General features: G+C 61.1%; 18 protein-coding genes. 13 read left to right on the top strand and 5 right to left on the bottom strand.

Going from position 1 to position 22,675, the window contains the following annotated elements:
* The first annotated feature begins 151 nt into the window (after positions 1 to 151).
* The 7 genes from ABB26_RS03115 to ABB26_RS18835 all read left to right on the top strand — a co-directional run bounded on the left by ABB26_RS03115 (position 152) and on the right by ABB26_RS18835 (position 7,818).
* The gene (locus ABB26_RS03115) at positions 152 to 2,302 is read left to right on the top strand and encodes an adenosylcobalamin-dependent ribonucleoside-diphosphate reductase (protein WP_057632118.1); all 2,151 of its coding nucleotides are present in this window, start codon (positions 152 to 154) and stop codon (positions 2,300 to 2,302) included.
* A 147-nt stretch (positions 2,303 to 2,449) separates the two neighbouring features.
* Positions 2,450 to 3,322, top strand: a complete 873-nt coding sequence (locus tag ABB26_RS03120; protein WP_057632119.1) for a hypothetical protein — start codon at positions 2,450 to 2,452, stop codon at positions 3,320 to 3,322.
* 85 nt (positions 3,323 to 3,407) lie between these two features.
* Positions 3,408 to 4,190, top strand: a complete 783-nt coding sequence (locus ABB26_RS03125; RefSeq protein WP_057632120.1) for a TSCPD domain-containing protein — start codon at positions 3,408 to 3,410, stop codon at positions 4,188 to 4,190.
* 101 nt (positions 4,191 to 4,291) lie between these two features.
* The gene (locus ABB26_RS03130) at positions 4,292 to 5,386 is read left to right on the top strand and encodes a type I restriction endonuclease (protein WP_057632121.1); all 1,095 of its coding nucleotides are present in this window, start codon (positions 4,292 to 4,294) and stop codon (positions 5,384 to 5,386) included.
* A gap of 188 nt (positions 5,387 to 5,574) precedes the next feature.
* Positions 5,575 to 6,255, top strand: a complete 681-nt coding sequence (locus tag ABB26_RS03135) for a hypothetical protein (RefSeq protein ID WP_152982522.1) — start codon at positions 5,575 to 5,577, stop codon at positions 6,253 to 6,255.
* A 320-nt stretch (positions 6,256 to 6,575) separates the two neighbouring features.
* Positions 6,576 to 7,007, top strand: a complete 432-nt coding sequence (locus ABB26_RS03140; protein WP_057632123.1) for a hypothetical protein — start codon at positions 6,576 to 6,578, stop codon at positions 7,005 to 7,007.
* 169 nt (positions 7,008 to 7,176) lie between these two features.
* Positions 7,177 to 7,818, top strand: a complete 642-nt coding sequence (locus ABB26_RS18835) for a hypothetical protein (RefSeq protein ID WP_152982523.1) — start codon at positions 7,177 to 7,179, stop codon at positions 7,816 to 7,818.
* A gap of 143 nt (positions 7,819 to 7,961) precedes the next feature.
* Here the strand turns inward: ABB26_RS18835 and ABB26_RS03155 are convergent, their stop codons facing one another.
* Together ABB26_RS03155 and ABB26_RS18520 are read right to left on the bottom strand one after the other, a co-directional pair.
* Entirely contained in the window at positions 7,962 to 8,210 is a 249-nt protein-coding gene (locus ABB26_RS03155; RefSeq protein WP_057632126.1) for a hypothetical protein, read from the bottom strand.
* A 1,456-nt stretch (positions 8,211 to 9,666) separates the two neighbouring features.
* Positions 9,667 to 10,209 (bottom strand): cupin domain-containing protein, encoded by a 543-nt coding sequence (locus ABB26_RS18520; protein WP_083490660.1) that lies wholly within the window; start codon positions 10,207 to 10,209, stop codon positions 9,667 to 9,669.
* Between the two features lie 67 nt (positions 10,210 to 10,276).
* On the opposite strand from ABB26_RS18520, the gene ABB26_RS03175 reads away from it, so the two are divergent.
* Positions 10,277 to 11,173, top strand: a complete 897-nt coding sequence (locus tag ABB26_RS03175) for a LysR family transcriptional regulator (protein WP_057632238.1) — start codon at positions 10,277 to 10,279, stop codon at positions 11,171 to 11,173.
* A 109-nt stretch (positions 11,174 to 11,282) separates the two neighbouring features.
* On the opposite strand, the gene ABB26_RS03180 is transcribed toward ABB26_RS03175, so the two are convergent.
* A complete protein-coding gene (locus ABB26_RS03180) occupies positions 11,283 to 11,648 on the bottom strand; it encodes an SH3 domain-containing protein (RefSeq protein ID WP_057632239.1) in 366 nt (121 codons plus the stop codon).
* A 385-nt stretch (positions 11,649 to 12,033) separates the two neighbouring features.
* Between ABB26_RS03180 and ABB26_RS03185 the strand changes: the two genes are divergently transcribed.
* The 5 genes from ABB26_RS03185 to ABB26_RS03205 all read left to right on the top strand — a co-directional run bounded on the left by ABB26_RS03185 (position 12,034) and on the right by ABB26_RS03205 (position 15,896).
* Positions 12,034 to 12,597, top strand: a complete 564-nt coding sequence (locus tag ABB26_RS03185) for an Ltp family lipoprotein (protein ID WP_057632130.1) — start codon at positions 12,034 to 12,036, stop codon at positions 12,595 to 12,597.
* A 337-nt stretch (positions 12,598 to 12,934) separates the two neighbouring features.
* Positions 12,935 to 13,471 (top strand): Ivy family c-type lysozyme inhibitor, encoded by a 537-nt coding sequence (locus tag ABB26_RS03190; protein WP_245626123.1) that lies wholly within the window; start codon positions 12,935 to 12,937, stop codon positions 13,469 to 13,471.
* A 250-nt stretch (positions 13,472 to 13,721) separates the two neighbouring features.
* On the top strand, positions 13,722 to 14,951 hold the full coding sequence (locus ABB26_RS03195; protein ID WP_152982524.1) for a hypothetical protein: 1,230 nt from the start codon (positions 13,722 to 13,724) through the stop codon (positions 14,949 to 14,951).
* 102 nt (positions 14,952 to 15,053) lie between these two features.
* On the top strand, positions 15,054 to 15,425 hold the full coding sequence (locus tag ABB26_RS03200) for a hypothetical protein (protein ID WP_057632133.1): 372 nt from the start codon (positions 15,054 to 15,056) through the stop codon (positions 15,423 to 15,425).
* A gap of 171 nt (positions 15,426 to 15,596) precedes the next feature.
* The gene (locus ABB26_RS03205) at positions 15,597 to 15,896 is read left to right on the top strand and encodes an MliC family protein (protein WP_083490661.1); all 300 of its coding nucleotides are present in this window, start codon (positions 15,597 to 15,599) and stop codon (positions 15,894 to 15,896) included.
* Between the two features lie 406 nt (positions 15,897 to 16,302).
* Here the strand turns inward: ABB26_RS03205 and ABB26_RS03210 are convergent, their stop codons facing one another.
* Both ABB26_RS03210 and ABB26_RS03215 read right to left on the bottom strand, forming a co-directional pair.
* Positions 16,303 to 19,422: an efflux RND transporter permease subunit gene (locus ABB26_RS03210; RefSeq protein WP_057632135.1), complete on the bottom strand. Its 3,120-nt coding sequence runs from the start codon at positions 19,420 to 19,422 to the stop codon at positions 16,303 to 16,305.
* Positions 19,423 to 19,431: 9 nt separating this feature from the next.
* Positions 19,432 to 22,656 (bottom strand): efflux RND transporter permease subunit, encoded by a 3,225-nt coding sequence (locus ABB26_RS03215; RefSeq protein ID WP_057632136.1) that lies wholly within the window; start codon positions 22,654 to 22,656, stop codon positions 19,432 to 19,434.
* Between the last annotated feature and the right edge of the window lie 19 nt (positions 22,657 to 22,675).

Raw genomic sequence — 22,675 nt, forward strand, 5'->3', positions numbered from 1 at the left:
GACAGTGATGCAGAAAACCGGTAGTCCCCGGATTCCTCCCATCCCGCCAGCAGGCGCGTAATCACGCGCCTGCGCGTCGTCGTCGTTGCAGCTCTGCCAGCAGGGAAAAGTAGATCGCACCGCAAGGTGCCCCAGGAGAATTCCCACAATCATGAGTACGGTGCGTCTGGAAGTGGTCAGCAATCAAACCAAGTCGGACCTGATTCCCCTGCAGCCTGCCTCGCAGGACATCTGGGAGAAGAAGTACCGCCTTACGTCCAAGGCAGGTGAAGCGCTGGATGCCGATATCGACGGCACCTACCAGCGTGTCGCGCGTGCCCTGGCCGATGCCGAAGCCACCGACGAGAAACGCGCTTACTGGTATGAGCGTTTCCTGTGGGCGCTGCGCCGCGGGGCCATCCCCGCCGGCCGCATCACCTCCAACGCCGGTGCGCAGGAACACAAGCCGGCCACCAGCACCATCAACTGCACCGTGTCGGGCACCATCACCGACTCGATGGACGGCATCCTGGAAAAGGTCCACGAAGCGGGCCTGACCCTGAAGGCCGGCTGTGGCATCGGCTACGAGTTCAGCACCCTGCGTCCGCGCGGTGCCTTCGTCGCCGGCGCCGGTGCCTACACCTCCGGGCCGATGTCCTTCATGGATATCTACGACAAGATGTGCTTCACCGTGTCCTCGGCCGGTGGCCGTCGTGGCGCGCAGATGGGCACCTTCGACGTGTCGCACCCGGACGTGAAGGATTTCATCCGCGCCAAGCGCGAGGACGGCCGCCTGCGCCAGTTCAACCTGTCGCTGCTGATCACCGACGGCTTCATGGACGCGGTCAAGAACGACGCCGACTGGCAGCTGGTGTTCCCGATCAACATCAAGGAACAGGCCGAAGTCGACCAGAACTCGGCCGATGTGGTCTGGCGCGAATGGCCGACCCACGACAACTACATCGTGCGCGACGACGGCCTGGTGGCCTGCAAGGTGTACGGGCACATCCGTGCCCGCCACCTGTGGGACATGATCATGGTGTCCACCTATGACTATGCCGAGCCGGGTTTCATCCTGATCGACCGCGTCAACGAGATGAACAACAACTGGTGGTGCGAGAACATCCGCGCGACCAACCCGTGTGGCGAACAGCCGCTGCCGCCGTACGGCGCCTGCCTGCTGGGTTCGGTCAACCTGACCAAGTTCGTGCAGGACCCGTTCACCGACAAGGCCTCGTTCGACTGGGACGAGTACAAGGAAGTGGTGCGCGTGTTCACCCGCATGCTCGACAACGTGGTCGAGGTCAACGGCCTGCCGCTGGAGCAGCAGCGCCAGGAAATCATGCGCAAGCGCCGCCACGGCATGGGCTTCCTGGGCCTGGGCAGCACCATGACCATGCTCAAGATGAAGTACGGCTCGGCGCAGTCCTGCGAATTCACCGACGCCATCGCCCGTGACATGGCCGTGGCCGGCTGGGAAACCGGCCTGGAGCTGGCCCGCGAAAAGGGCGCCGCGCCGATCATGGACGAAGAGTTCAAGGTCACCGCCGCCATGCTGCGCCAGCGCCCGGAAATGAAGAAGGACGGCTGGAAGCTCGGCCAGAAGATCACTGGCAAGGTGCTGCACGCCCGCTACAGCCGCTACATGCAGCGCGTGGCCACGGTGGCCCCGGAGCTGGTGGAAGCCCTGGCCGAAACCGGCGCGCGCTTCACCCACCACAGCTCCATCGCCCCGACCGGCACCATCAGCCTGTCGCTGGCCAACAACGCTTCCAACGGCATCGAGCCCTCGTTCGCGCACCACTACAGCCGCAACGTGATCCGCGAAGGCAAGAAGTCCAAGGAAAAGGTGGACGTGTTCTCCTTCGAGCTGCTGGCCTACCGCGCGCTGGTCAACCAGAAGGCCATGCCCTTCAGCGACGAGCCCGGCGCGCAGCTGCCGGACTACTTCATCAGCGCCGACGACATCTCGCCCAAGGAACACGTGGACGTGCAGGCCGCCGCGCAGAAGTGGGTGGACAGCTCCATCTCCAAGACCGCCAACGTACCCACCGATTACCCGTACGAGCAGTTCAAGGACATCTACCGCTACGCCCACGAGCAGGGTTTGAAGGGCTGCACGACGTTCCGCTTCAACCCGGCCGCCTTCCAGGGCGTGCTGGTGAAGGAAGCCGACCTTGAGAACACCACCTACCGTTTCGAGCTGGACGACGGCCAGGTAGTGGAGGTCAAGGGCAACGAGCAGATCGAGTACGACGGCGAAATGCACACCGCCGCCAACCTGTTCGACGCGCTCAAGGAAGGCTACTACGGCAAGTTCTAAAAGCTTCCAACGCTGCCCCGCGGACTACGCGGGGTGGCACGACGGTGGTCGCCGCCACCGGGTTTTTGTTGTGCGTTTGTTTCCCGTCGCATCCGCTTCGATATAGCATCGCCAGCATTACAGACCCGACGCCCTTAGGAGGGCAACATGAGCAATGGTAATGGTGTAACGGCGACCGTCTCCCAGGTTGCTGAAAACGTGAAAGAAACTGCAACTCACCTGGGCGAAACCATCGCTGCCACCGCCACTGAAGCCGTTGCCGTGGTGAAAACCCGCGCGCGCAAAGTTGAAGCCGGCGCCAAGAAGCAGGTGGCCAAGGTCAAGAAGGCCGTCGTGAAGGCGGAGAAGGTTGTGGCCAAGAAGGCCGCCACCGCCAAGAAGGAAGTGAAGAAGACGGTGACCTCCGTGCGCAAGAAGCTGGAGACCGCCAAGGCCAACGCCAAGGCTGAAGCCGCCGAGCTGACCAAGAAGGGCGCCGGTAAGCGCGCCGCGACCAAGAAGGCCATCGCCAAGGTCGAGAAGAAGGCTGCCACCAAGGTTGCTGCCGCCAAGAAGTCGGTCAAGGCGACCGAGAAGAAGGTGGTCAAGGCCGTCAGCAAGAAGGCTGCCGCCGCCAAGAAGTCGGTGAAGGCCGTCGAGAAGAAGGTCGCCAAGGTTGTCGGCAAGAAGGCCGCCGCAGCCAAGAAGTCGGTGAAGGCTGCCGAGAAGAAGGTTGCCAAGGTCGTCGGCAAGAAGACCGCCGCCGCCAAGAAGACGGTGAAGGCTGCCCAGAAGAAGGTTGCCAAGGTCATCGGCAAGAAGACCGTCGCCGCCAAAAAGGCAGTGAAGAAGGTCGAGAAGAAGGCCGGCAAGAAGGTCGCCGCCGTCAAGAAGACGGTGAAGGCCACCGAGAAGAAGGTTGCCCGTAAGGCCACGGTTGCCAAGAAGACTGTCGCCAAGAAGGCAGCTTCGGCCAAGAAGACCGTTGCCAAGAAAGCCACCGCAGTAAAGAAGGCCGCCAAGAAGGCTGCCCGCAAGTAAGCCTAAGCCGCACCGCGCACCCCGTCCCGTCAGGGGCGGGGTTGCTGCCGCAATCCGTACGCAACGCATAACCAGGACTCGCACCATGGCCGTCAAGATCGACAAGAAAATCAAGGGCTACTCCGTCATTACTCCGGACGACAAAGCCCGCGAAACAGCTGCAGCGGCCAAGGCCGCGCTGACGGTGGCCCCGGTCGAGTCCCCGGCGGACAACATCGTTCACATGCACGAGCGCATCGAGCGCCCGGAAATGCTGATCGGCAGCACCTACAAGATCAAATCACCGCTGGTGGAGCACGCGTTCTACGTGACCATCAACGACATCGTGCTCAACCAGGACACCGAGCACGAGCTGCGTCGCCCGTTCGAGATCTTCATCAATTCCAAGTCGATGGAGCATTTCCAGTGGATCGTGGCGCTGACCCGCATCATGTCCGCCGTGTTCCGCAAGGGCGGCGACGTCACCTTCATCGTCGATGAAATGAAGGCCGTGTTCGACCCGAAGGGCGGCTACTTCAAGGCCGGTGGCGTGTACATGCCGTCGCTGGTCGCCGAGCTGGGCTCCATCGTCGAAGACCACATGAAGTCCATCGGCCTGCTGCACGACCCGGAAATGAGCGTGCACCAGCGCGCCCTGATCGCCGAAAAGCGCAAGCAGTTCGAAGAGCGCTCAAAAAAAAACAGTGAAGTAATCGCAGCGCCGGTTGCTGCACCGGCCGACGACGAAGAGCTGGTAATCATCGACAGCGCCGACAACGGCAGTTTCCCGGCCAGTGCCACCATGTGCCACAAGTGCAACACCAAGGCGCTGGTGATCATGGACGGCTGCCAGACCTGCTTGAATTGTGGGTATAGCAAGTGCGGTTGATTTGAAAGGACAGGCGGTAAGAGAAACCCGGCGAAAGCCGGGTTTTTTCTTGCCCGCTTGTTTGGGCTAGTATCGGGTTTCTTGAAGCTCACGAGGGTGATATGGACTTTACCAATAGTCTGGCCGGCTTAAGTGTGAAAGTTGCTCAACAGGCCTCGGCGATCCAAACGGAAGAGGCGACAAAGAATGCATTCGTGATGCCCTTCATACATTCAGTTCTTGGGTACGACGTTTTCGATCCTTCTGAAGTGATTCCGGAATATGTGTGTGACGTCGGAACAAAGAAGGGAGAAAAGATTGACTACGCCATTCTGAAGGGTGGTGAAGTTCAAATCCTCATTGAGTGCAAGAAAATTGGCGAGCCGCTCAGTATCAATCATGCAAGTCAGTTGTTTAGGTACTTTCATGTGACCAGCGCCAGGGTCGCGATTCTTACCAATGGGCGCTTCTATAGCTTTTTCACTGATCTGGATGCTCCGAATAAAATGGATGAGAAGCCATTCATGGAGCTTGATCTACTTGACGTAGATGAGCATGTGATCCCTGAGTTGGTGAAGCTTACAAAGGCCGCGTTTGATGTTGAATCCATAGTCAATGCGGCAGGTGAACTGAAATACGTGAGCAGAATTAAGAAGCTGCTGACGGGTTTACTCAACAGCCCGGACGAAGACTTCGTAAGGTTCGTGGCGACGCGCGTATATGACGGAACGATTACTCAGAAGGTCAGGGAGTTGTTCTCTGAGTTGACGCGAAAGGCGGCCGTGCAATTCTTGAATGATCAGGCCAATGACCGGTTGAAATCAGCGATTGTCGGTCCTGGGAGTGTCGCTGCACCGGCGATTGAGGTGGTTCAATCGACGTTGTCGCAGGCTGAAGATTCGCTCGAGAAAGTTGTAACAACTGAAGAGGAGCGTGAGGGGTTTATGGTTGTTCGTGCAATTCTGAGATCCGTGGTTGACGTTAAACGGATCGTGATGCGCGACAACCAAAGCTACTGCGCCATCCTTCTTGATGACAATAATAGAAAGACCATATGCAGGCTTCATTTTAATAGGGCGCAGAAATACTTGGGACTGCTGGATCAATCGAGAGCCGAGTTGAGAATTCCGATTGACGGTGTTGATGATATATATGCCAATTCCGAAGGTTTGATTGAGTCGGTCAAGCTATTTGAGGCGCAGGGCGCGGCGGTGTAGTCCCTGTTGTGGTCCAGAAAGGATGGTGATGGAGAGCGGTTGGAATGAGGTCAGATTCGGTTATCCGCCCTGACCTTATTCTTGAGGGGAAGTAGCGCACAGAGATCAGGCTTAATTTTTGAGCTCTTGCGAAACTCCACTCTGCGCCGTTCTCTCGTTCTTTGTTAATTAATGAGGCTGGAGGGGGTGTGTCGAATAAGGTGTCTTTATCTAACGCGCAGATATTGGCATGGGGGTCTGTGTTGTTGGGTTTTGGGCTTGTTCAAGGTGTCATTTACCTCAAGGCATATTGGGGGCGCTTTGGTCTGAATCCCTTTCAGTTTGGTGGCGTAAGTGACTTGGCCTTGGTCGGAATGACTGGGGTTGGGGTAACGATTGCAATGATGTTCGCGGTCGCTCTAGTCGCCGCCTCTTTAGGAGGATCGCTTAGCAACCATCTGGAGAAGAGAAAGCTCTTGGTCGTTGTCGTAATCGTAGCCCTCGTAGGGTCACTTGTTGCACTTTTTCTCCTGGTCGACTTTGGGGGGTATCTAGCTGTCGGAGTTGTGGCAACGTGGATCTCGATATGGGGGGCGTATCGTTCGCCTCGGATCTTGCAGATCATTGGTGATGCAGAATTACTACCTTATGTTGCGTTTTCAATTTTCTACGTTTCTCTTGCGGCTCACTACCTTGGGATGCGTGAGGCCAATGACGTTGTTATGGGTAAAAGAGGGGCTCTACTCATTGCCCCCTCGCCTGAACTGGAAGGGCATAATCTCGCGGGGAGAATTGGAGACGTCTATGTGTTCTTTAATCCTACGGACGGCGGCGTTTCGTTAGTTCAAGCGTCCGATATTGGGCGGTTCACTTTGGGGGTGCATAAGTGAGGAAAAGCAGAGGGCAGAGTCGGGTTTCTGCTCTGACCTTTGCGTTGTTTGCTGTAGAGAATGATGGGCGGAGTCGCGCTTCCGTTTTGGCCTTGAACGCTGTGGCTATTACGATTTGTCAGGCTTTGCCTCTGCTGAGGCGCGCCGATGGATTTTGAGCGCGAACGAGTGTGAGTTGAAGGGGCGAGGCAAAGGTCAATCCAGCTGCGGCCTTCCTGCTCTGGTGGCTTACTCGACGTTCTCCTGCCGGTGCCGTAGCGCAGCATCCTGCTGCTGATCGCTATCATTGACGACTTTGGTGGTACTACGGCCAGGATGTCATGAAGAGCGCATTGGTGATGTTGGCGGGAATGGTAGTGGTGGTGGCGTCGGCTGCCGCGCAACTCTCCGGCCCGCAGCGGTTGCGGGCTGCCCGCCAGGAAACGTTCGAGCGGCTGCGATTTCCGTCGCGCGATGGCGTTGTCCTCACCGGTGCGCAGGTGCGGGTGGTGAAACAGCGGCACGGGCGGTTCGATGGTATGCAGCAACCGGAGCCGCGCTGGATGGGGCAGGCCGCGGACGATGCATTCTGGTACTGCGTGGGCCCCGGGCCGAGCTGGTATCTGGCCATTCCGGTTTCAAGGCGCAATGGCTTCCAATGGGATGTCGAATGGGTGGTGCGCCCGCTGGACGAGAGCCGCATGCGTGCCGCGCTGAATGGCGACACCGAAGCATTACGGTTGGCCTTTGGCGAGGAAACTGCAGGGGGATGACCGGCAGTCGAGCACGGACGAAACAGGCGTCAGAGTCGAGTTTCCGCTCCGGCCTTTCGTTTCGAATGATTCTTGGGCGGTGGGGAAAGCACGACGTCGGACCGTGTTTCAGCCTCCCACTGTTCCCATGAACTGGCTTAGGCTTGAAGCTCCATCGAAAGGAGTTCAGATGAAGATTCCCGTTGTCGTGCTTCTGGCTGCGTGGGCCTCAGTGGGGTTGGCGGCCGATGGCGGGACGTATCAAGAGCTGGCGGCGATCTACCTCGCTGACAAAGATCATGGCCCCATCGAAAATCTGGAACGGCCGGGAAGCGTGCGCAGCCATCTTCCCGGCGTAGAGACATTCGATCTGCTTGAAGCGCCCAGGCGCGAGGGTGCGGGTTGCGTGAGGCAGCGCTGGCATGTGTCTGTGCCTGATGGTCGCCGTGCCGGCCTGCAACCAGTGAGGGTGCATTCCTCAGGCGAAGTTGCTTTGAGCCAAGGAGCATGCCCCCTAGTCGGCTATGCGGGCATCAATCCGGGGATGTCGTCCATCCAGGCCATCGCGGTACTTGAACGACTACGCGAGCCGATCGTTCTGTCCACGCGTGTAAGGCTGGCCTGCGCTCAGGAATTCGGCGATCAACAGTGCAATCGTGATCATTCCCTCGCAGAGGTAGTCGGCGACCTTCGTCCGTGGCAAGTCGGCCGGCAGGGGCAAGAGGTTTATGTCTGGCTGGGAACCCCAGGACAGTTGGTAACAGAGATTCGCTACAACGCGCAGGGCCCACAGTCCCTTCAAGTGAGCAGGCGAATTCCAGCGCCGTTCTGATCTCGGATGAAGCCAAGGGTCGGAGTCGGGCTTTCGCTCTGGCCTTTTGCCTTGTCTGGTGCAGAGGAATATTGGGCGCAGTCGCGTTTCCGCTTTGGCCTGGAACGCTGCAGCTGACGCAGGTCGTCAGGCTTGGCCGCTGCTCAGATGCGCCGGTAGATTCCCAACGTGGACGGGCGCGCGTTGATGGGAATGATCAAGCCGATCATGCCGGTGCCGCTGTCTACGCGCTTGAGCGCAAGGTCGTTGTGTTGTGTGCAGGACAGTTCGACCTGCCAGGAGCGGCATTCCACGCCGGTCTCGGCAAAGCGGCAGGAGGATGGATTGTCGATGATGAGGGCGGGGCCTTTCGCTTCGTACGACAGTTCGATGGTGGCTTTCTCGCCAACCAATAGGCTGACTCAGGGCTTGCCTTCCCCGCAGTGGAGGCTAGGGAGCCAGATCCTGCGACGAGTAGCACGGCACAGGAGAGTCCACGTTGATGGCGTCCTCCCCGCGGAACTCTCTTTCGAACGTTCCCTGCGCCCAACGGTCAGCGCTCTGAATGTCGGATGGTGAAAGAATCCCCGTTGTACCGAACGCAGATAGCTGGAGTTCTATGACAGCGCGTTGGACAGGGAGTGCGCGTAACGATGCCAGGCGGGCACCACGCCACGTCAGCGCTGGATCGGGCTTTGGCAACCCATCTGTCCACGAGGCATGTCCGGTAGGTGACTGCACGTAGCTGTGCAGCGCTCTCACGGCTACGCGTGGGTCCGCTCGCTGCAAGGCCTTCTGTGTAAATTCGGGAGCGTGCTGGGAATAGCGTCCGATCTCTGCGGCTCCTGCGGGGATCGGCCCGCTCCCTTGCCAGGACGATGGTCCCATCAAAAGAGTGCAGGCCTGTGCGTCTGGATCCCCCTTGAGGGCGGCATCGAAGACGGCATTGGAGAACACCCGGGCCAACTGACTCTTGTCGGATCCCTTGCAGAACGCTTCCAGCCGCTCAACCAGCGATACATTTCTGGAGCTTGCCGTGTCCATGGCGCGAAGGGTTTCCAATGTCTCGTCTGAAAGATCTTCGAGCCGTTCATCCTCCAACATGGAACGAACCTCGCTAACGGCTTCATGATAGGCAAGACAGTCGGTGGCTTGCTTGAATGTGAGAACGGTAGAGCCCGAATCGCCGTGGCCTCTCGTTGCCTCCCGATGGCGAGCCGATTCGTTGGGCCGTTGGGATGCGTCACCAGTCCCGGCGCCGCTCAACTGCCCTGATTCGTTCGACGTGACTTGCGATGAAGCGGATCGATTCGATTCGCTATCTTGCCCACCCCACAGGTATGCACTGCCTCCAGCGACAAGCAGTAACGCTGTCAGGATTTTGTACTTGTGCCGCATTATTCAATGCCTCCTGCATTCGCGAGCAACAGAACCACTACACGCCAGCCGAAGTTTAGGGAAAAGCAACGGAAACAGGGGCATGGTCGATGTTGGATGCTTGACGTCAAAAACAGGCTAAGGGTTGAGCTTCCGCCTCGCTCCCGACAGTGCGCTACGTCGATTGGCGCCGGGTGCGGGGACGCGAAAGCAGGAGGTAGGGTCGCGCTTCCGCTCTGATCGTTTTTCCTTCCCGTGAGTGAGAGCTTCATCGTCCGCTCGTCGCAGAAACATCACCTTCCGTGCTCGCTGGTTACAATCCTGCCCCGACGCGCGCTATTTCGGCGAAGCATCGGGATATCGCGTTGGTGGACAGGGCTGCGAAACAGGGGAGAAGAGTAGGGTTGCCAATCGACCTTCCTCAATGCGGGATCGTTGTGCGGCCAGCTCTACACGCAGCGAGCGCGCTCCGTATCACCGAGCAGCATATGCTCATCCGTCAGCCAAACTCCAATAGTCGGAACTGTCCTCGTCCATCTTGGCAGTCGCATCAAAGCGTGATGTGCCATCGCCGAGCGAGTAGGTCTTGAACTTTCCGCTGTCCGGGTACTCGGCGATATCTGCAGGCGGGTTGGTGCCAATGGCGATGTAGCGCAGCTCGGACGCGCCGGTGTTGCGGATCTGGTGCGCGGCTTCAGGGCCGCCGGCATGGCAGGCAATGAAGTCTCCTTCGCGCAGCGGATGGATATGCTCGCCGAAGCGAAGCTCTCCTGCTCCGGAGACGATGTAGAAGAGTTCATCGCTCACCCGGTGCGAATGAAAGGGAAACGCACACTTTCCCGGTGCAAGCGCCACCAGGTTGGCGCCCAGTTGTGGGCTGCCAGGAATGCCGGCAAGCCGGGCCAACAATGGCGCGTGGGTTTCCGCCGCGCGACCGGTGGGCGCATATGGCGCGGGAAGCGGATGAACCTGGACTTCATGGACATTGACGATTGACGACACAGTGCAGGCCCGTTGGATGAGAGGGAGGCTCATGGTGGCGTGAAGTGCAGTCGGTTGAAATTGATAGAATTGGCCAACTTACTGAACACATTTGTTCACCATGACCACGCCTCAATGGGATGACCAACGCATCCTGCTGGCTGTGCTGCGGGAAGGGAGCCTGCTGGGGGCCGCGCGGATAATGGGGGTGAGCCAGCCCACCATTCGGCGTCGCATCGAGGCCCTGGAGGATGCACTGGGTACTGTGCTCTTTACCCGGACTGCGGCAACCGTTGTACCCACGCAATCCGTCCTTGATCTGCTGCCTCATCTGGAGGCGATGGAGCAGGCAGCAGCTGCCTTCCAGCGCGGCGCCAGCGCGAACGTCAATGAACTTGGCGGGACCGTCCGGATTGCGGCCAGTGAACTATGGGGCGGGGAGCTGTTACCGCCGTTGCTGCTGTCGTTGCGGACTCGTCATCCCAATCTTCAGCTTGAGCTGGCCGTGTCGAATGACGTTGAGAGCCTGATCGATCATCATGCGGACATCGCGATACGGACGGTGAAGCCCGCTCATGACGCGCTGGTTGCACGGCGCCTTGGAAGCTCGACGGTGGGTTTGTATGCCACGCAGGAGTTTCTTGAGCACCATGGAACACCGTCGAATCTCGAGCAGCTCGCTGATTGGCCACTGATCACGCCCGACAGATCAACGCGGGATTGGGCCGTACTCGCTCAACTTGGATACCCCCTGTATCAAATCAGGTCGGCGCTCAGGGTCGACAATCATCTGGCACAGCTGGCGGCAATTCGCGCGGGTCTCGGCATCGGCCCCTGCCACAGTGTCATGGCCCGGCGTCAGAGACTGGTTCGAGTATTGAAAAAGGATTTCGACTTTCGGACGGACGTGTGGATTGCCATGCCGGAAAGCCTGCGAGGCGTTGCACGGGTGAGCACGGTCTTCCGCTATCTGGGGGACACCATCGCCGAGTTGCTTAGCACTCCGTCGAAGATGTAGAGGCAACGCTCTCAGATAGCGAACGTCGAAACTGGGGTCAGAGTCGGGCTTCCACCTTTTCTCCCAGCTGCGCGGGGCACCGATCGTCGTCCCCGCCCGATAGCAGGGATCAGCGGGAAGCTTCACTGAGGTTTGCAAGTGGAACCCATCCAGACTCCGAGGTGGTGGAGTTTTCGCACCAAACCCAGCCGTTGAGGGTCTTCATGCCAAGCAGCAGGTCCCCTTCCTGTACGTTCAATTCTCTGGCGGTGTAGTCCTCAAGCGCTCGCGCGGTGTTGCCATCGATGATTTCGATGATCTGCGCTGGTACCCAGCCGCTTATTTGCCCTGGCGTGTCACAGAACAGCCAGTTGTCCCAGCCTTCAGGGCCTTCATACGTCTCGCCTACAACAAGCGGCGCGCCTTTCGCGAAGGAAATTGGCGTGGGGAACTCGCTGGTATGTTCTTGAATGACGAGGTACTGCTTGGCTTCCATTTCCATATCCTGCGAATTGCGTCGAAGTTGAGCTGGGCTGTAGAGCGGCGCCTTGCAATGAGGCGTCAGGGCTCAGCTTAGGGTGGATGCCGGAGTCCGGGAACAATAGAAGCGGGGAGGGCACTCTTCGCTCTGGCCTTGGGGCTTGAGGGACGGCCGGGAAGTGGGTGAAAGGTGAGGGTTTCCTTCGATGGGTGGGCGCCAAATTTTTGGCGCAAGTGTTGTGGATCAATGGCAATTCCATGTTTGACAGCGATCACATGCGGCTTGATGATTCGGCCCACGCCTGCGATCCCGGAGGCTGTTTCAAGGCGGGCCGCAGTTATCACTCACTGCGTTACCGGTGACTAAGAACAACGTTTTTGCAACCAATGTAAGGGGAAGAATGAAGAAGTTTCTGAAATGGATTTTGATTGCTTTTGTCGGTCTGCTCGCGCTTGGCATGATCATCGAAGCAACCAAGTCGCCGGAGCAGAAGGCCGCTGATGCTGCTGCGCGCGAGCAGAAGGCCGCCGAGCGCGCCGAGGCAAAGAAGCAAGAAGCCGCACGCGTTGAAGAGAAGAAGGAAGAAGCCGCGCCGGTCGAAGCAAAGAAAGAAGAGGCAGCGGCAGCGGCAGCGGCAGCGGCACCCAGCCTGACCGGGCCACAGAAGAATGCGATCAGGTCCGCCGAGCAGTACCTCAGCATGGGTGGCTTTTCGCGGAACGGGCTGATCAATCAGCTTTCGGCGGATGCTGGCGAGGGTTTCAGCGTTGCCGATGCCACCTTTGCGGTGGACAGCCTGAACGCTGATTGGAACGAGCAGGCGGCGAAGTCCGCAGCACAGTACCTCAGCATCCAGGGCTTCTCGTGCAAGGGCTTGATCGAGCAGCTTTCCTCGAGCGCCGGTGACAAGTACACCGTGAGCGAGGCGACCTCTGGCGCACACAAGGCCGGCGCTTGCAGCTGATCTGAAGAAACAGAGTCAATGACGAGAAAGGGTCAGAGCCGGATTTCCGCTCTGGCCCTTTTCTTTCCCGCGAGTAAAAGCCCCGTCGCCTTGCTCGTCGCAGAGACATCCTGGTCCGTGCCCGCTGGTTACAATCCTGCTCCCCGACGCGCGCCACATCCGCGAAGAATCGGGACATCGCATGGGTTGATCAGGACAGGGAATGAAGCGTCGAATTGTTGGTGTATCTGTGTTGGCACTTCTGCTTGCGGGGTGCGAGCAGGTATCTGATGCGCGCGGAGATACGGCTGCGGTGCCTGCGGCGGCCGTCGAGGCAGCAGCGGAGCCCGCGTCCGCAATGGCGACCACGGTCCCGGACGATGTGGAGGCCGGCGTGGACCCATCCGTGTGGGACAACGAGGGCGAGCCGGAGGGGGAAACGCCCGGCGCTGAGATCAGCTGTGAACAGGAGCCGCTGGCGACGCACTTCTTCACCCTGGTGGGCGGGAACTCGGTGGACAACTGCGGTCGTGCTGATCCCAAGGCGCTTGCTGCGTTTGATGCATTGATGGCCGGGACATCAAAGGCCGAATCGCCGGATACGGAAGTTCCACCGTTGCGCGATCGCCTGCTCAGTGGCCCCAGCGCGCCGGGCCAGCCGATGGAAGTGGATGGAAAGACGTGGTGGTACTACTCCGCGTGCCAGGCCCATCAGTGCAATACGAACCAGTTGGTGATGCTCTACGAGCCGACGCAGTCGAAGATGGTGGGCCGCCTGCTGACGCAGTGCAAAGTGTGGTGGCTGGGTGAGCCGACCGCCGCGCAACGCGCTTTGCTGGATACCCGATCGCCGGTCGATCCTGCGCTGCTGAGTGACGCATTGCCCTGCGAATGAAGGGCTGGGCTGAGCCGAGCCGGATTTCCCCCGGCTTGCATCGAAATCCAGACGTTGAAGTGATCGAGAAAGGCTGAGCGGATGCTCGGCCTTTCTGTTTTAGCTCCCCTGCATTCGCCGAGGCTGGCATTTCGGGTCAAACATCGAGCGCTTATCATTCGCGCTTAGAGACAAGGAAGTGCAGCGTGATCAAACCGAAATCAGGCTTCTCCCTGTCGAGGAGCAACACGCCATGAAGGGGATTGTGGTCTTGGTTCTTCTGCTTGCCCAGATGGTGGGCAACGCGTTCGCTGGCACCCCGGATAATGTCGGCGGTGCGCCGGTGAATGTCCTGCAAACCCCGTTGCGCGTGGCAACCATCGTTGTGCCGCCGGAAGACGCCGCGACACTCTTCGAGCAGGAAATGCACCGGGCGGAGGAAAAGAACGCCAGCCTTTTGATCCTGGGTCTTGTGGTGGTGCTCCTGCTTATCTTCTTTCTGCTCGGATGGCTGACAAAGCGCTCATCGCGAAGCAAGCAGCTCGCGCAGCCGAAGGCACTGCCGCGTGTGCCGGTACAGATGCATTGGTATGACGGCACCCAGCTGCCCATCGCCGACTGGGAACGGATCAGCCAGGACGCACCGGCAGAAATGAATGCCGAGGCGGTGCATGTCTACCGGACGTCGGCGGCGCGGGAGTGGCTGGAAGCGCTCAATCAGCAGCTCGGCGAGCATTACCGGATCAACGAGTCCGCCGATTTCCTGCTGCTGTCGAACCTGCAGGATCGGCCTGCCGTGGTGGTGCTGGAAACCTGCCAGCGCATGCTGTCGCGCATCAGCCGCAGCCTCGGTGAGCTTGCCGTTGAACAGGGCATGGGCAAGTACGTGGTGATGGTGTTCGCGGACACTGAGGATTACTACGCCTATGTGTCGCACTACTACCCCGAAGACGGCGAGTACGCGATGTCTTCGGGCATGTTCATCAAGGCCGGGTATGGTCACTTCGTGATGCCACTGGAAATCCTCGATGCGATGGAACCGGTGATCGCACACGAACTCACGCATTGCCTGCTGCAGCATCTGCCGATTCCGGCCTGGTTGAACGAGGGCTTGGCGGTGAATACCGAACACACCCTGTTTCCGCAGTTGGCCGCACCCAGCGCGCAGATGTACTTCCCACATGAGATTGCCGCCCAGCATGCGGCTTATTGGAATGAGGAAAGCATCCAGACGTTCTGGTCAGGCAAGTCATTCCTGGCGATGGACGATGGCAACCGACTCTCCTACGATCTGGCCAAGAAGATCACCTCGCTGGCAGCGGGGGATGAGCGTGCGTTCCGCGCATTCGTGGCAGCGGCACAGATGAGCGACGGTGGCCTGTCTGCGGAACAGAACCTTGGCTTTCCCCTCCACAACCTGCTTGAAGCGGTGCTCGGTGAAGGTGAGTGGACGCCGCGACCGGATGCCTGGATGCAGGGCACAGAGCGCGGTCAGTTCTGAGTTCAGCAGGACGCCGAATGCCTGCGATGATCGAGGCAACGTTGTCGCCGCCAGTCTCACTTGAGGTAACCGAATCATGATGGATGCCAACGGAGCGGAGCGATGAGTCGTTACCCCTGGTCGGTGATCGTCCGCGCGCTTGTGTTCTTCCTGCCGCTGCTGGTGTTGTATCTGTTCTCGCGTTGGTCAGCGCTGCAAGCGGCCGGCCAGGCACATCGCGGGGATGGTGCGTTGGGCATCGCGGTACTGCTCGGTGCGATGACACTGCTGATGTTGCTGGGCTTCTGTGTTGATTTCGTTGTGCAGCTTGCACGACGACGGACATTCAACTGGCTGATGGATGGTTTGCTGATTGCCTTGTTGATGACGCCATTCGGGTGGTTTGCCTGCAACTGGTTCGGCGGCAGGGACTACGGGGTTTGCCAGATACCGATGGCGCTGTTTGGAAGAGTGCTTGAAGGACTGGGCCTGTGATCTGAAGTGACGGGCGGCGCCGCTGTCCCGCAGGCCGCTCCCACGGCCAGGACTCACAGAGGTTTCACCAGAACGGAGGCAGGCTGACGCCGAATCGGACGTCGGGTGTGCCCGTACCGTATCAACAGGATCAAGCCAGTTGCACTTGAGCGGAGGGATGCATACGTGAAAATGTTGCTTATGGGTCTGGTAGCGGCCTCGTTGGTCGGCTGCGCCACGCAGCCGTCAGACGGGGCGGTCACCGAACGTCGGGTCAGTTACAGCTGCGAAGGCGGGCCGGATCTGACCGTTGTCTATGCCGGGAATGTGGCGCGGGTCGTGCAGCCCGATGGCAGCACGGTGGAGCTGCCTGAGCAGGTCACCGGTTCTGGCTTTGCCTATGGAACACCGATGCACAGCTTGCGCGGCAAGGGTAGCGAGCTGACCTATACGGTCGGTCGAATGGTGCCGCGGCAATGCCGCGAGAAGTAAGGGGCCGGGGCCAGAGTGGGTTTTGCGCTCTGGCTCTTTTTCTGCAGAAACAGGTTGAGCAGGTCCGCGGGTAACAACGGGAGGCGCAGAGTCGGTAAGGGCGTCGTCGGCTTGCCCCGCTGCTGCAAGGACGTGGTCGGATTGCCCGGCTTTCACACGCTGATGCTGCTTCTTAACAGCGCCGCGCGCATTGTGCTGGTGACGCATCCACGATGAAGGGAGTCGGCCATGAAGCGCAATCGCATTCTTTCCAAACGCGGAATCATCATCATCGGCGCGTTGGTGATCGCGCTGGCGTTGATCGTCAGCTTTGCGCCTTGGTGATGACCGAAGCCGATCTGTCCTGACCATGGAAACCCGGGTGTGCTCGCGGCCACCCGGGCTGCCGATCCGCCGTTGAGCGCGCTCAGGCCTGCGCCAGCTTGCGCAGACGTTTGCGTTCCTTGCGCCGGCCACGCCAACTGCGCCAGTGCTGCTGCAGGCACGAGAAGATCACGTACAGCGCCGGCGTGCTCAACAAGGTCAGGCTTTGCGAGATCAGCAGGCCGCCGATCATCGCGATGCCGAGCGGGCGGCGCAGCTCCGAACCTTCGCCCAGGCCGATGGCCAGCGGCAGTGCCGCGAGAATGGCCACCATCGTGGTCATCATGATCGGACGGAAACGTACGATGCAGGCCTCGCGTACAGCATCCGCCGGCGACTTGCCATGTTCGCGCTGCGCCACCAGCGCGAAGTCGATCATCATGATCGCGTTCTTCTTGACGATGCCGATCAGCAATACCAGCGCAATCATCGAGATCACCGATAGATCGGTGTTGGTCATCCACAACGCCAGCAATGCACCCATGCCCGCCGCTGGCAGTGTCGACAGGATGGTGACCGGGTGCACCAGGTTTTCGTACAGCATGCCCAGCACGATGTAGACCGTGGCGATGGCGGCGATGACCAGCATCAGCATCGCGCTCGGGTCCATGGCACGGCCGAAACCACCACGCTCGGCCTGGCGGATGTCACCGGGCATGCGCAGGCCGTTGATCGCCGCCTGCACGATGGCATCGCCTTCTCCGCTGCTGACGCCCGGCGCCAGGTTGTAGCTCAGGTCCATCACCGTGTACTGGTTCTGGTGCGTCACCTGTGACGGTGCCAGCCCCGGTTCCTGATGCGCGATGGCGGTGAGCGGAATCATCTGCCCGCTGCTGGAGCGCACGTACAGGTCTTCGATGGCGGCCGGGCTGGCGGTCTGCCCGGGCAATGCATTGACCACAACGCCATACTGGTTGAGGTCGGCGTAGATGGTGGAGATCTGGCGTTGGCCGAAGGCGCCGTACAGCGCACCGTCGATGGCGCCGATGCTGACGCCCAGGCGCGAGGCCTTGTCGCGGTCGATGACGATCTTCTGCATCAGGCCGCCCTTGTCCACGTCCGAGCCCACGTCACGCAGCTTGGGATTCTGCTTGAGCACTTCCACCAGTCTGGGCAGCCATTCGGCCAGTTGCCCGGCATCGTTGCCCTGCAGGGTCACGCGGTTCTGCGCGCCCTGCGAGCCACCACCGCCGCCATCGGAGGGCAGATCCTGGATGGCACGCAGGCGGACATCCAGATCCGGGAACTGCGCGGCTTTGGCACTGAGGCGGGTGACAACGACATTGGTCGGCTCCTTGCGGCCTTCCTGCTGCGTGCGCAACTCGATGTTGAACTGCGCGCTGCTGCCCTGGCGGCTGGAACCCAGGCGCGAGCCAACCATCTTCACCGCCGGGTCGGCCAGGAACATGTCACTGAGGCGACGCTGGCGCTCGCTCATTTCCTGGAACGACACCGTCGCGCTGGAACTGGCGCGTCCCCACACCAGGCCGGTGTCCTGTTCGGGGAAGGAACCCTTGCTCACCGAACCGGCCAGATAGAAGGTAGCGACGATCAACAGCAACGGTGTCAGTGACAGGATCAGGCAATGGCGCAGCGAGAAATCCAGTGCCACCGTATAGAACCGCAGCATGCCGGCATGCATCCGATCCAGCAGTGGGCCAATGGGCGAAGGCTTCACCTGCACCGAATGCGGTTGCAGGAAGCGTGCGCACAGCGCGGGCGTCAGCGTCAGCGAGACGATCGCCGAGACCACGATCGCCGCCACCAGGGTCAGGGTGAACTCTCGGAAGAACGCACCGATCATGCCCTGCGCGAAAATGATCGGCAGGAACACCGCGATCAACGAGGCGGTGATCGAGACGATGGTGAAGCCGATCTCGCGCGCACCGGCCATGGCTGCCTGTTTGCGTGGCACGCCCTCGTCGAGGTGCCGCATGATGTTCTCGATCACCACGATGGCATCGTCAACGACAAAACCAATCGCCACCACCAGCGCCAGCAGGGTGAGGTTGTTGAGGGTGAAGCCCAGCATGGTCATCACCACGGCGGCACCGGCCAGCGACAGCGGTACCGTCACTGCGGCGATCAAGGTCGGTGCCAGGCGGCGCAGGAACAGCGCCATGGTCAGGATCACCATCGCCAGGCTGATCATCAACGTGATCTGTACCTCGGCCAGCGAGGCGCGGATGGTCGGGGTGCGGTCGAAGTAGGGCGTCAGCGTGGTGCCGGCGTCCAGGTAATTGGACAACGCGGGGACGGCGTCCTTCACGCGGTCCACGGTGGCCACCAGGTTGGCGCCGCTGCGCAGGTACACATACATCAGCACGCCGCGCTTGCCGTTGAACCAGGCCGCTTGATAGGCGTCCTGCTGGCCGTCATAGACGGTGGCGATGTCCTTCAGCCGCACCACCGCACCGTCATGGGTGGAGATGGCGACGTTGGCGAAATCCGGCGCCTTGCGGATCTGGTCGTTGAGCACGATGGCGGTCTGGCTGCTGCCGTCGCTCAGAAAGCCCAGTGGCGAGGCCACGTTGGCCGCACGCATCGCATTGCGCAGGTCATCCGGGCTCAGCCCTAGCGCGTTCATCGCACGCAGGTTGAGGTCGATACGCACCGCCGGTGTGGACGCACCGGCGATATCCACCTGGGATACGCCGGGCAGCTGACGCAGCCGCTGTGCCAGCAGCGAGTCCGCCATGTTGTACAGCTCGGCCACCGACTGGGTGTCGGATGTCAGCGCCAGCGCGATCACCGGATCGTCGTTGGGGTTGGCTTTCTGGTAAGTCGGTGTACCGATGCCTGCCGGCAGGTCGGCCATGGCGGCGTTGATCGCGGCCTGCACGTCCTGCGCTGCCGAGTCGATGTCGCGGCTGGTGTTGAACATCAAGAACACCATGCTGCGGCCGTCGCTGCTGCTCGAACGCATGGTGTCGATGCCCGGCACCTGGCCAAGATGGCGTTCCAGTGGCGCGGTCACCGTTGCGGCCATGGTGTTGGCGTCGGCGCCGATGTTCGACGCCTGCACGAAGATCACCGGGATGGTCAGGTTGGGCAGGGCGGCAACGCCCAGCCGCAGGTAGCAGACCAGTCCGGCGAAGAACAGGCCGATGGCCAGCAGGCCGATGCCGATGGGGCGTTTGATGAAAGGCGCGGAGATATTCATGCCGGTGCGTTACCGGGCCGTCTGCAGGCGTGCGGCCGCGCGTTGTTCACGACGCTTGGCGGCCCATTCGGACAGGCGCTCGAAATACAGGTAGATCACCGGCGTGGTGTACAGCGTGACCAGCTGCGACAGCAGCAGGCCGCCGACGATGGCCACGCCCAGTGGCCGCCGCAGTTCCGAGCCGATGCCGGTGCCCAGCGCCAGTGGCAGCGCGCCGAGCATGGCCGCTGCCGTGGTCATCATGATCGGGCGGAAGCGCAGCAGGCAGGCACGGCGGATGGCGTCGTAGGCGTTGGCACCGGAACGCTGCGCGTCGAGTGCGAAGTCGATCATCATGATCGCGTTCTTCTTGACGATGCCGATCAGCAGGATGATGCCGACAATGCCGTCCACCGACAGGCTCATGCCGCACAGGTACAGTGCCAGCAGCGCGCCGACACCGGCCGGCGGCAAGGTGGAGATGATGGTCAACGGGTGGATGTAGCTTTCGTACAGCACACCCAGCACGATGTAGATCACCGCGATGGCGGCCAGCAGCAACAGCACCACGTCGGTCTGGCTGCTGGAGAACTCCGCGGCGGTACCGACGAACTGCGCCTGCATCTGCTGCGGCAGTTCCAGTTTGGCGACGGCAGCGTTGATCGCATCCACGCCTTCGGACAACGAATAGCCCGGTGCCAGATTGAACGAGATGGTGGCCGACGGCAGTTGCTGCTGGTGGCTGACGATCAACGGCGCGGTGCCCGGGATGGCGGTGGCGATGGCCGACAACGGAATGCTGCCGCCGGCGCCCAGCGCGATGCCGGTGTTGCTGTTGCCGATGCCGGTGGCGGTGGATGAGTTGCTCGATGTCACCTGGCCCAGCGAGGTGGCGTTGCTGCCGGTCAGCGTGCCGCTGCCGTTGCTGCCAATGGCCAGCTGGTTCATCAGCGCATCGCTGTTGCGGAACTCCGGCGCCACTTCCAGCACCACGCGGTACTGGTTGAGCTGGGTGAAGATGGTGGAGATCTGGCGCTGGCCGTACGCGTCGTACAGCGTGTCGTCGATGGTCTGCATCGGCACGCCGTAGCGGGCCGCCTTGTCGCGATCCACTTCCACATGCAGGGCGCGGCCGTGATTGGCCAGGTTGTTGTCGACGTCGGCCAGTTCCGGCAGATGGCGCAGTGCCTCGGTGACGCGCTCGGTCTGCGCGGCCAGCTCTTTGCTGTCCATGTCCGACAACGAGAACTGGTAGGCGGTGGCGGCCACGCGCGTATCCAGGGTCACGTCCTGCACCGGCTTGAGATACAGCGCCACGCCCGGGATATGCGCGGCGGCGGCCTGCAGGCGCGGCAGCAGCACATCCAGTCCGTCACGATCGCCACGGTCCTTGAGCACGATGCTCAGCTGGCCCTGGTTGAGCGTGGGGTTCATGGTGCCGGCGCCGATGTAGGCGGCCACGCCGCTCACCGCTTCGTCCTTCTGCAATGCCGCTGCCACCGCCTGGGTGCGCTGCTGCATCTGGTCGAAGGCCACATTCTGGTCGGCCAGCACCACGCCGGTGATCATGCCGGTGTCCTGGTCGGGCAGCAGGCCCTTGGGGATTACCATGTACAGCAGCACCGTCAGCGCGACCGAGGCCAGCGCGATGCCCAGCGTCAGCGGCTGGTGGCGCAGCACCCAGTCCAGGCTGCGCTCGTAGGCGTGCACCAGCCGCGACCAGGCGGTGACCTTGCCTTCGGCGGCCGCACGCTCGTGTGCGTCGTCACCTTCGGGCAGCGCATCCGGCTTGAGCAGGTAGGCGCACATCATCGGTGTCAGCGTCAGTGAGATCAGCATCGAGATCGACACCGCGATCGTCAGCACCCACGCAAATTCATGGAACAGGCGCCCGGTGACGCCGGGCATCAGGATCAACGGTAGGAACACCGCCACCAGCGACACGGTCAGCGACAGCACGGTGAAGCCGATTTCCTTGGAGCCAACCTCCGCCGCCTCCTGGCCGTCCTTGCCTTGTTCGATGTAACGCACGATGTTTTCGATCATCACGATCGCATCGTCGACCACGAAGCCGGTGGCCACGGTCAGTGCCATCAGCGACAGGTTGTCCAGCGACATGCCGGCAAATGCCATCACGCCGAACGTGCCCATCAACGAAAGCGGTACCGCCACCGAGGGAATCACCGTGGCCCACAGGCGGCGCAGGAACACGAAGATCACCGCCACCACCAGGCAGATGGTGAGGATGAGGGTGAACTGCACGTCATGCACCGAGGCGCGGATGGTGACGGTACGGTCGGAGAACACGTCCAGCTTCACGTCGGCGGGCAGCATGGCCTGCAGGCTGGGCAGGATCTGGCGGATGTTCTCCACCGTCTTGACGATGTTGGCGCCGGGCTGACGGCGCACTTCCAGCAGCACCGCCGGCTTGCCGTCGGCCCACGCGGCGATCTGGTCGTTCTCCACGCCATCGACCACCTTGGCCACGTCGCGCAGATGCACCGGCGCGCCGTTCTGGTAGCGGATGATGATGTCGTTGTAGTCGGCCGCGTCGCTGAGCTGGTCGTTGGTGGACAGCGTGTAGCTCTGCGTCTTGCCGTTGAGCGAGCCCTTGGGCGCATTGACGTTGGCCTGCGTCAGCGCGCTGCGCAGGTCCTCCATGGTCATGCCCATGTTGGCCAACTGCGCCGGGTTGGCCTGGATGCGCACCGCAGGGCGCACGTTGCCGGCAATGGACACCAGGCCCACGCCGTCGACCTGCGACATGCGCTGGGCCAGCACCGAATCGGCCAGGTCGTTGACCTCGCGCAGCGGTCGCGTGTCGGAGGCGAGCTTGAGGGTGAGGATCGGCGCGTCGGCCGGGTTTACCCGGTTGTAGACCGGTTGGTAGGGCAGCGAGCTGGGCAGGGTGGCCTGGCGGATCGCGGCCTGCACATCCTGCGCGGCGGTGTTGATGTCCCGTTCCATCGAGAACTGCAGCACGATGCTGGACAGACCGGCCGAGGAGTCGGAGGTCATCATGTCCAGGCCGGAAATCTGGCCCAGCTGCCGCTCCAGCGGCGTGGTCACCAGCGACGCCATGGTCTGCGCGCTGGCACCGGGGTACTGCGTGGTCACCACCAGGCTGGGGGCTTCGATCTCGGGCAATGCGGCTACCGGCAGGCGTTGGTAGCCGAGGATGCCCAGCAGCATCAGGCCGACCATCAACAACGAAGTAGCGATCGGACGGCGGATGAAAATAGTCGAGAAGCCCACGGGCGATTCCTGGTGCGGG

Source organism: Stenotrophomonas humi, from assembly GCF_001431415.1.
In the GTDB taxonomy this organism is placed as follows: Bacteria; Pseudomonadota; Gammaproteobacteria; order Xanthomonadales; family Xanthomonadaceae; genus Stenotrophomonas; species Stenotrophomonas humi.

Bases quoted from the DNA above. Each gene is read 5' to 3' on its own strand.
- ABB26_RS03180 (WP_057632239.1), bottom strand. From the start codon at position 11,648: ATGGAAGCCAAGCAGTACCTCGTCATTCAAGAACATACCAGCGAGTTC.
- ABB26_RS03115 (WP_057632118.1), top strand. From the start codon at position 152: ATGAGTACGGTGCGTCTGGAAGTGGTCAGCAATCAAACCAAGTCGGAC.
- ABB26_RS03185 (WP_057632130.1), top strand. From the start codon at position 12,034: ATGAAGAAGTTTCTGAAATGGATTTTGATTGCTTTTGTCGGTCTGCTC.
- ABB26_RS03125 (WP_057632120.1), top strand. From the start codon at position 3,408: ATGGCCGTCAAGATCGACAAGAAAATCAAGGGCTACTCCGTCATTACT.
- ABB26_RS03205 (WP_083490661.1), top strand. From the start codon at position 15,597: ATGTTGCTTATGGGTCTGGTAGCGGCCTCGTTGGTCGGCTGCGCCACG.
- ABB26_RS03200 (WP_057632133.1), top strand. From the start codon at position 15,054: ATGAGTCGTTACCCCTGGTCGGTGATCGTCCGCGCGCTTGTGTTCTTC.
- ABB26_RS03210 (WP_057632135.1), bottom strand. From the start codon at position 19,422: ATGAATATCTCCGCGCCTTTCATCAAACGCCCCATCGGCATCGGCCTG.
- ABB26_RS03190 (WP_245626123.1), top strand. From the start codon at position 12,935: ATGGCGACCACGGTCCCGGACGATGTGGAGGCCGGCGTGGACCCATCC.
- ABB26_RS18835 (WP_152982523.1), top strand. From the start codon at position 7,177: ATGAAGATTCCCGTTGTCGTGCTTCTGGCTGCGTGGGCCTCAGTGGGG.
- ABB26_RS03120 (WP_057632119.1), top strand. From the start codon at position 2,450: ATGAGCAATGGTAATGGTGTAACGGCGACCGTCTCCCAGGTTGCTGAA.
- ABB26_RS03140 (WP_057632123.1), top strand. From the start codon at position 6,576: ATGAAGAGCGCATTGGTGATGTTGGCGGGAATGGTAGTGGTGGTGGCG.
- ABB26_RS03130 (WP_057632121.1), top strand. From the start codon at position 4,292: ATGGACTTTACCAATAGTCTGGCCGGCTTAAGTGTGAAAGTTGCTCAA.
- ABB26_RS03175 (WP_057632238.1), top strand. From the start codon at position 10,277: ATGACCACGCCTCAATGGGATGACCAACGCATCCTGCTGGCTGTGCTG.
- ABB26_RS18520 (WP_083490660.1), bottom strand. From the start codon at position 10,209: ATGAGCCTCCCTCTCATCCAACGGGCCTGCACTGTGTCGTCAATCGTC.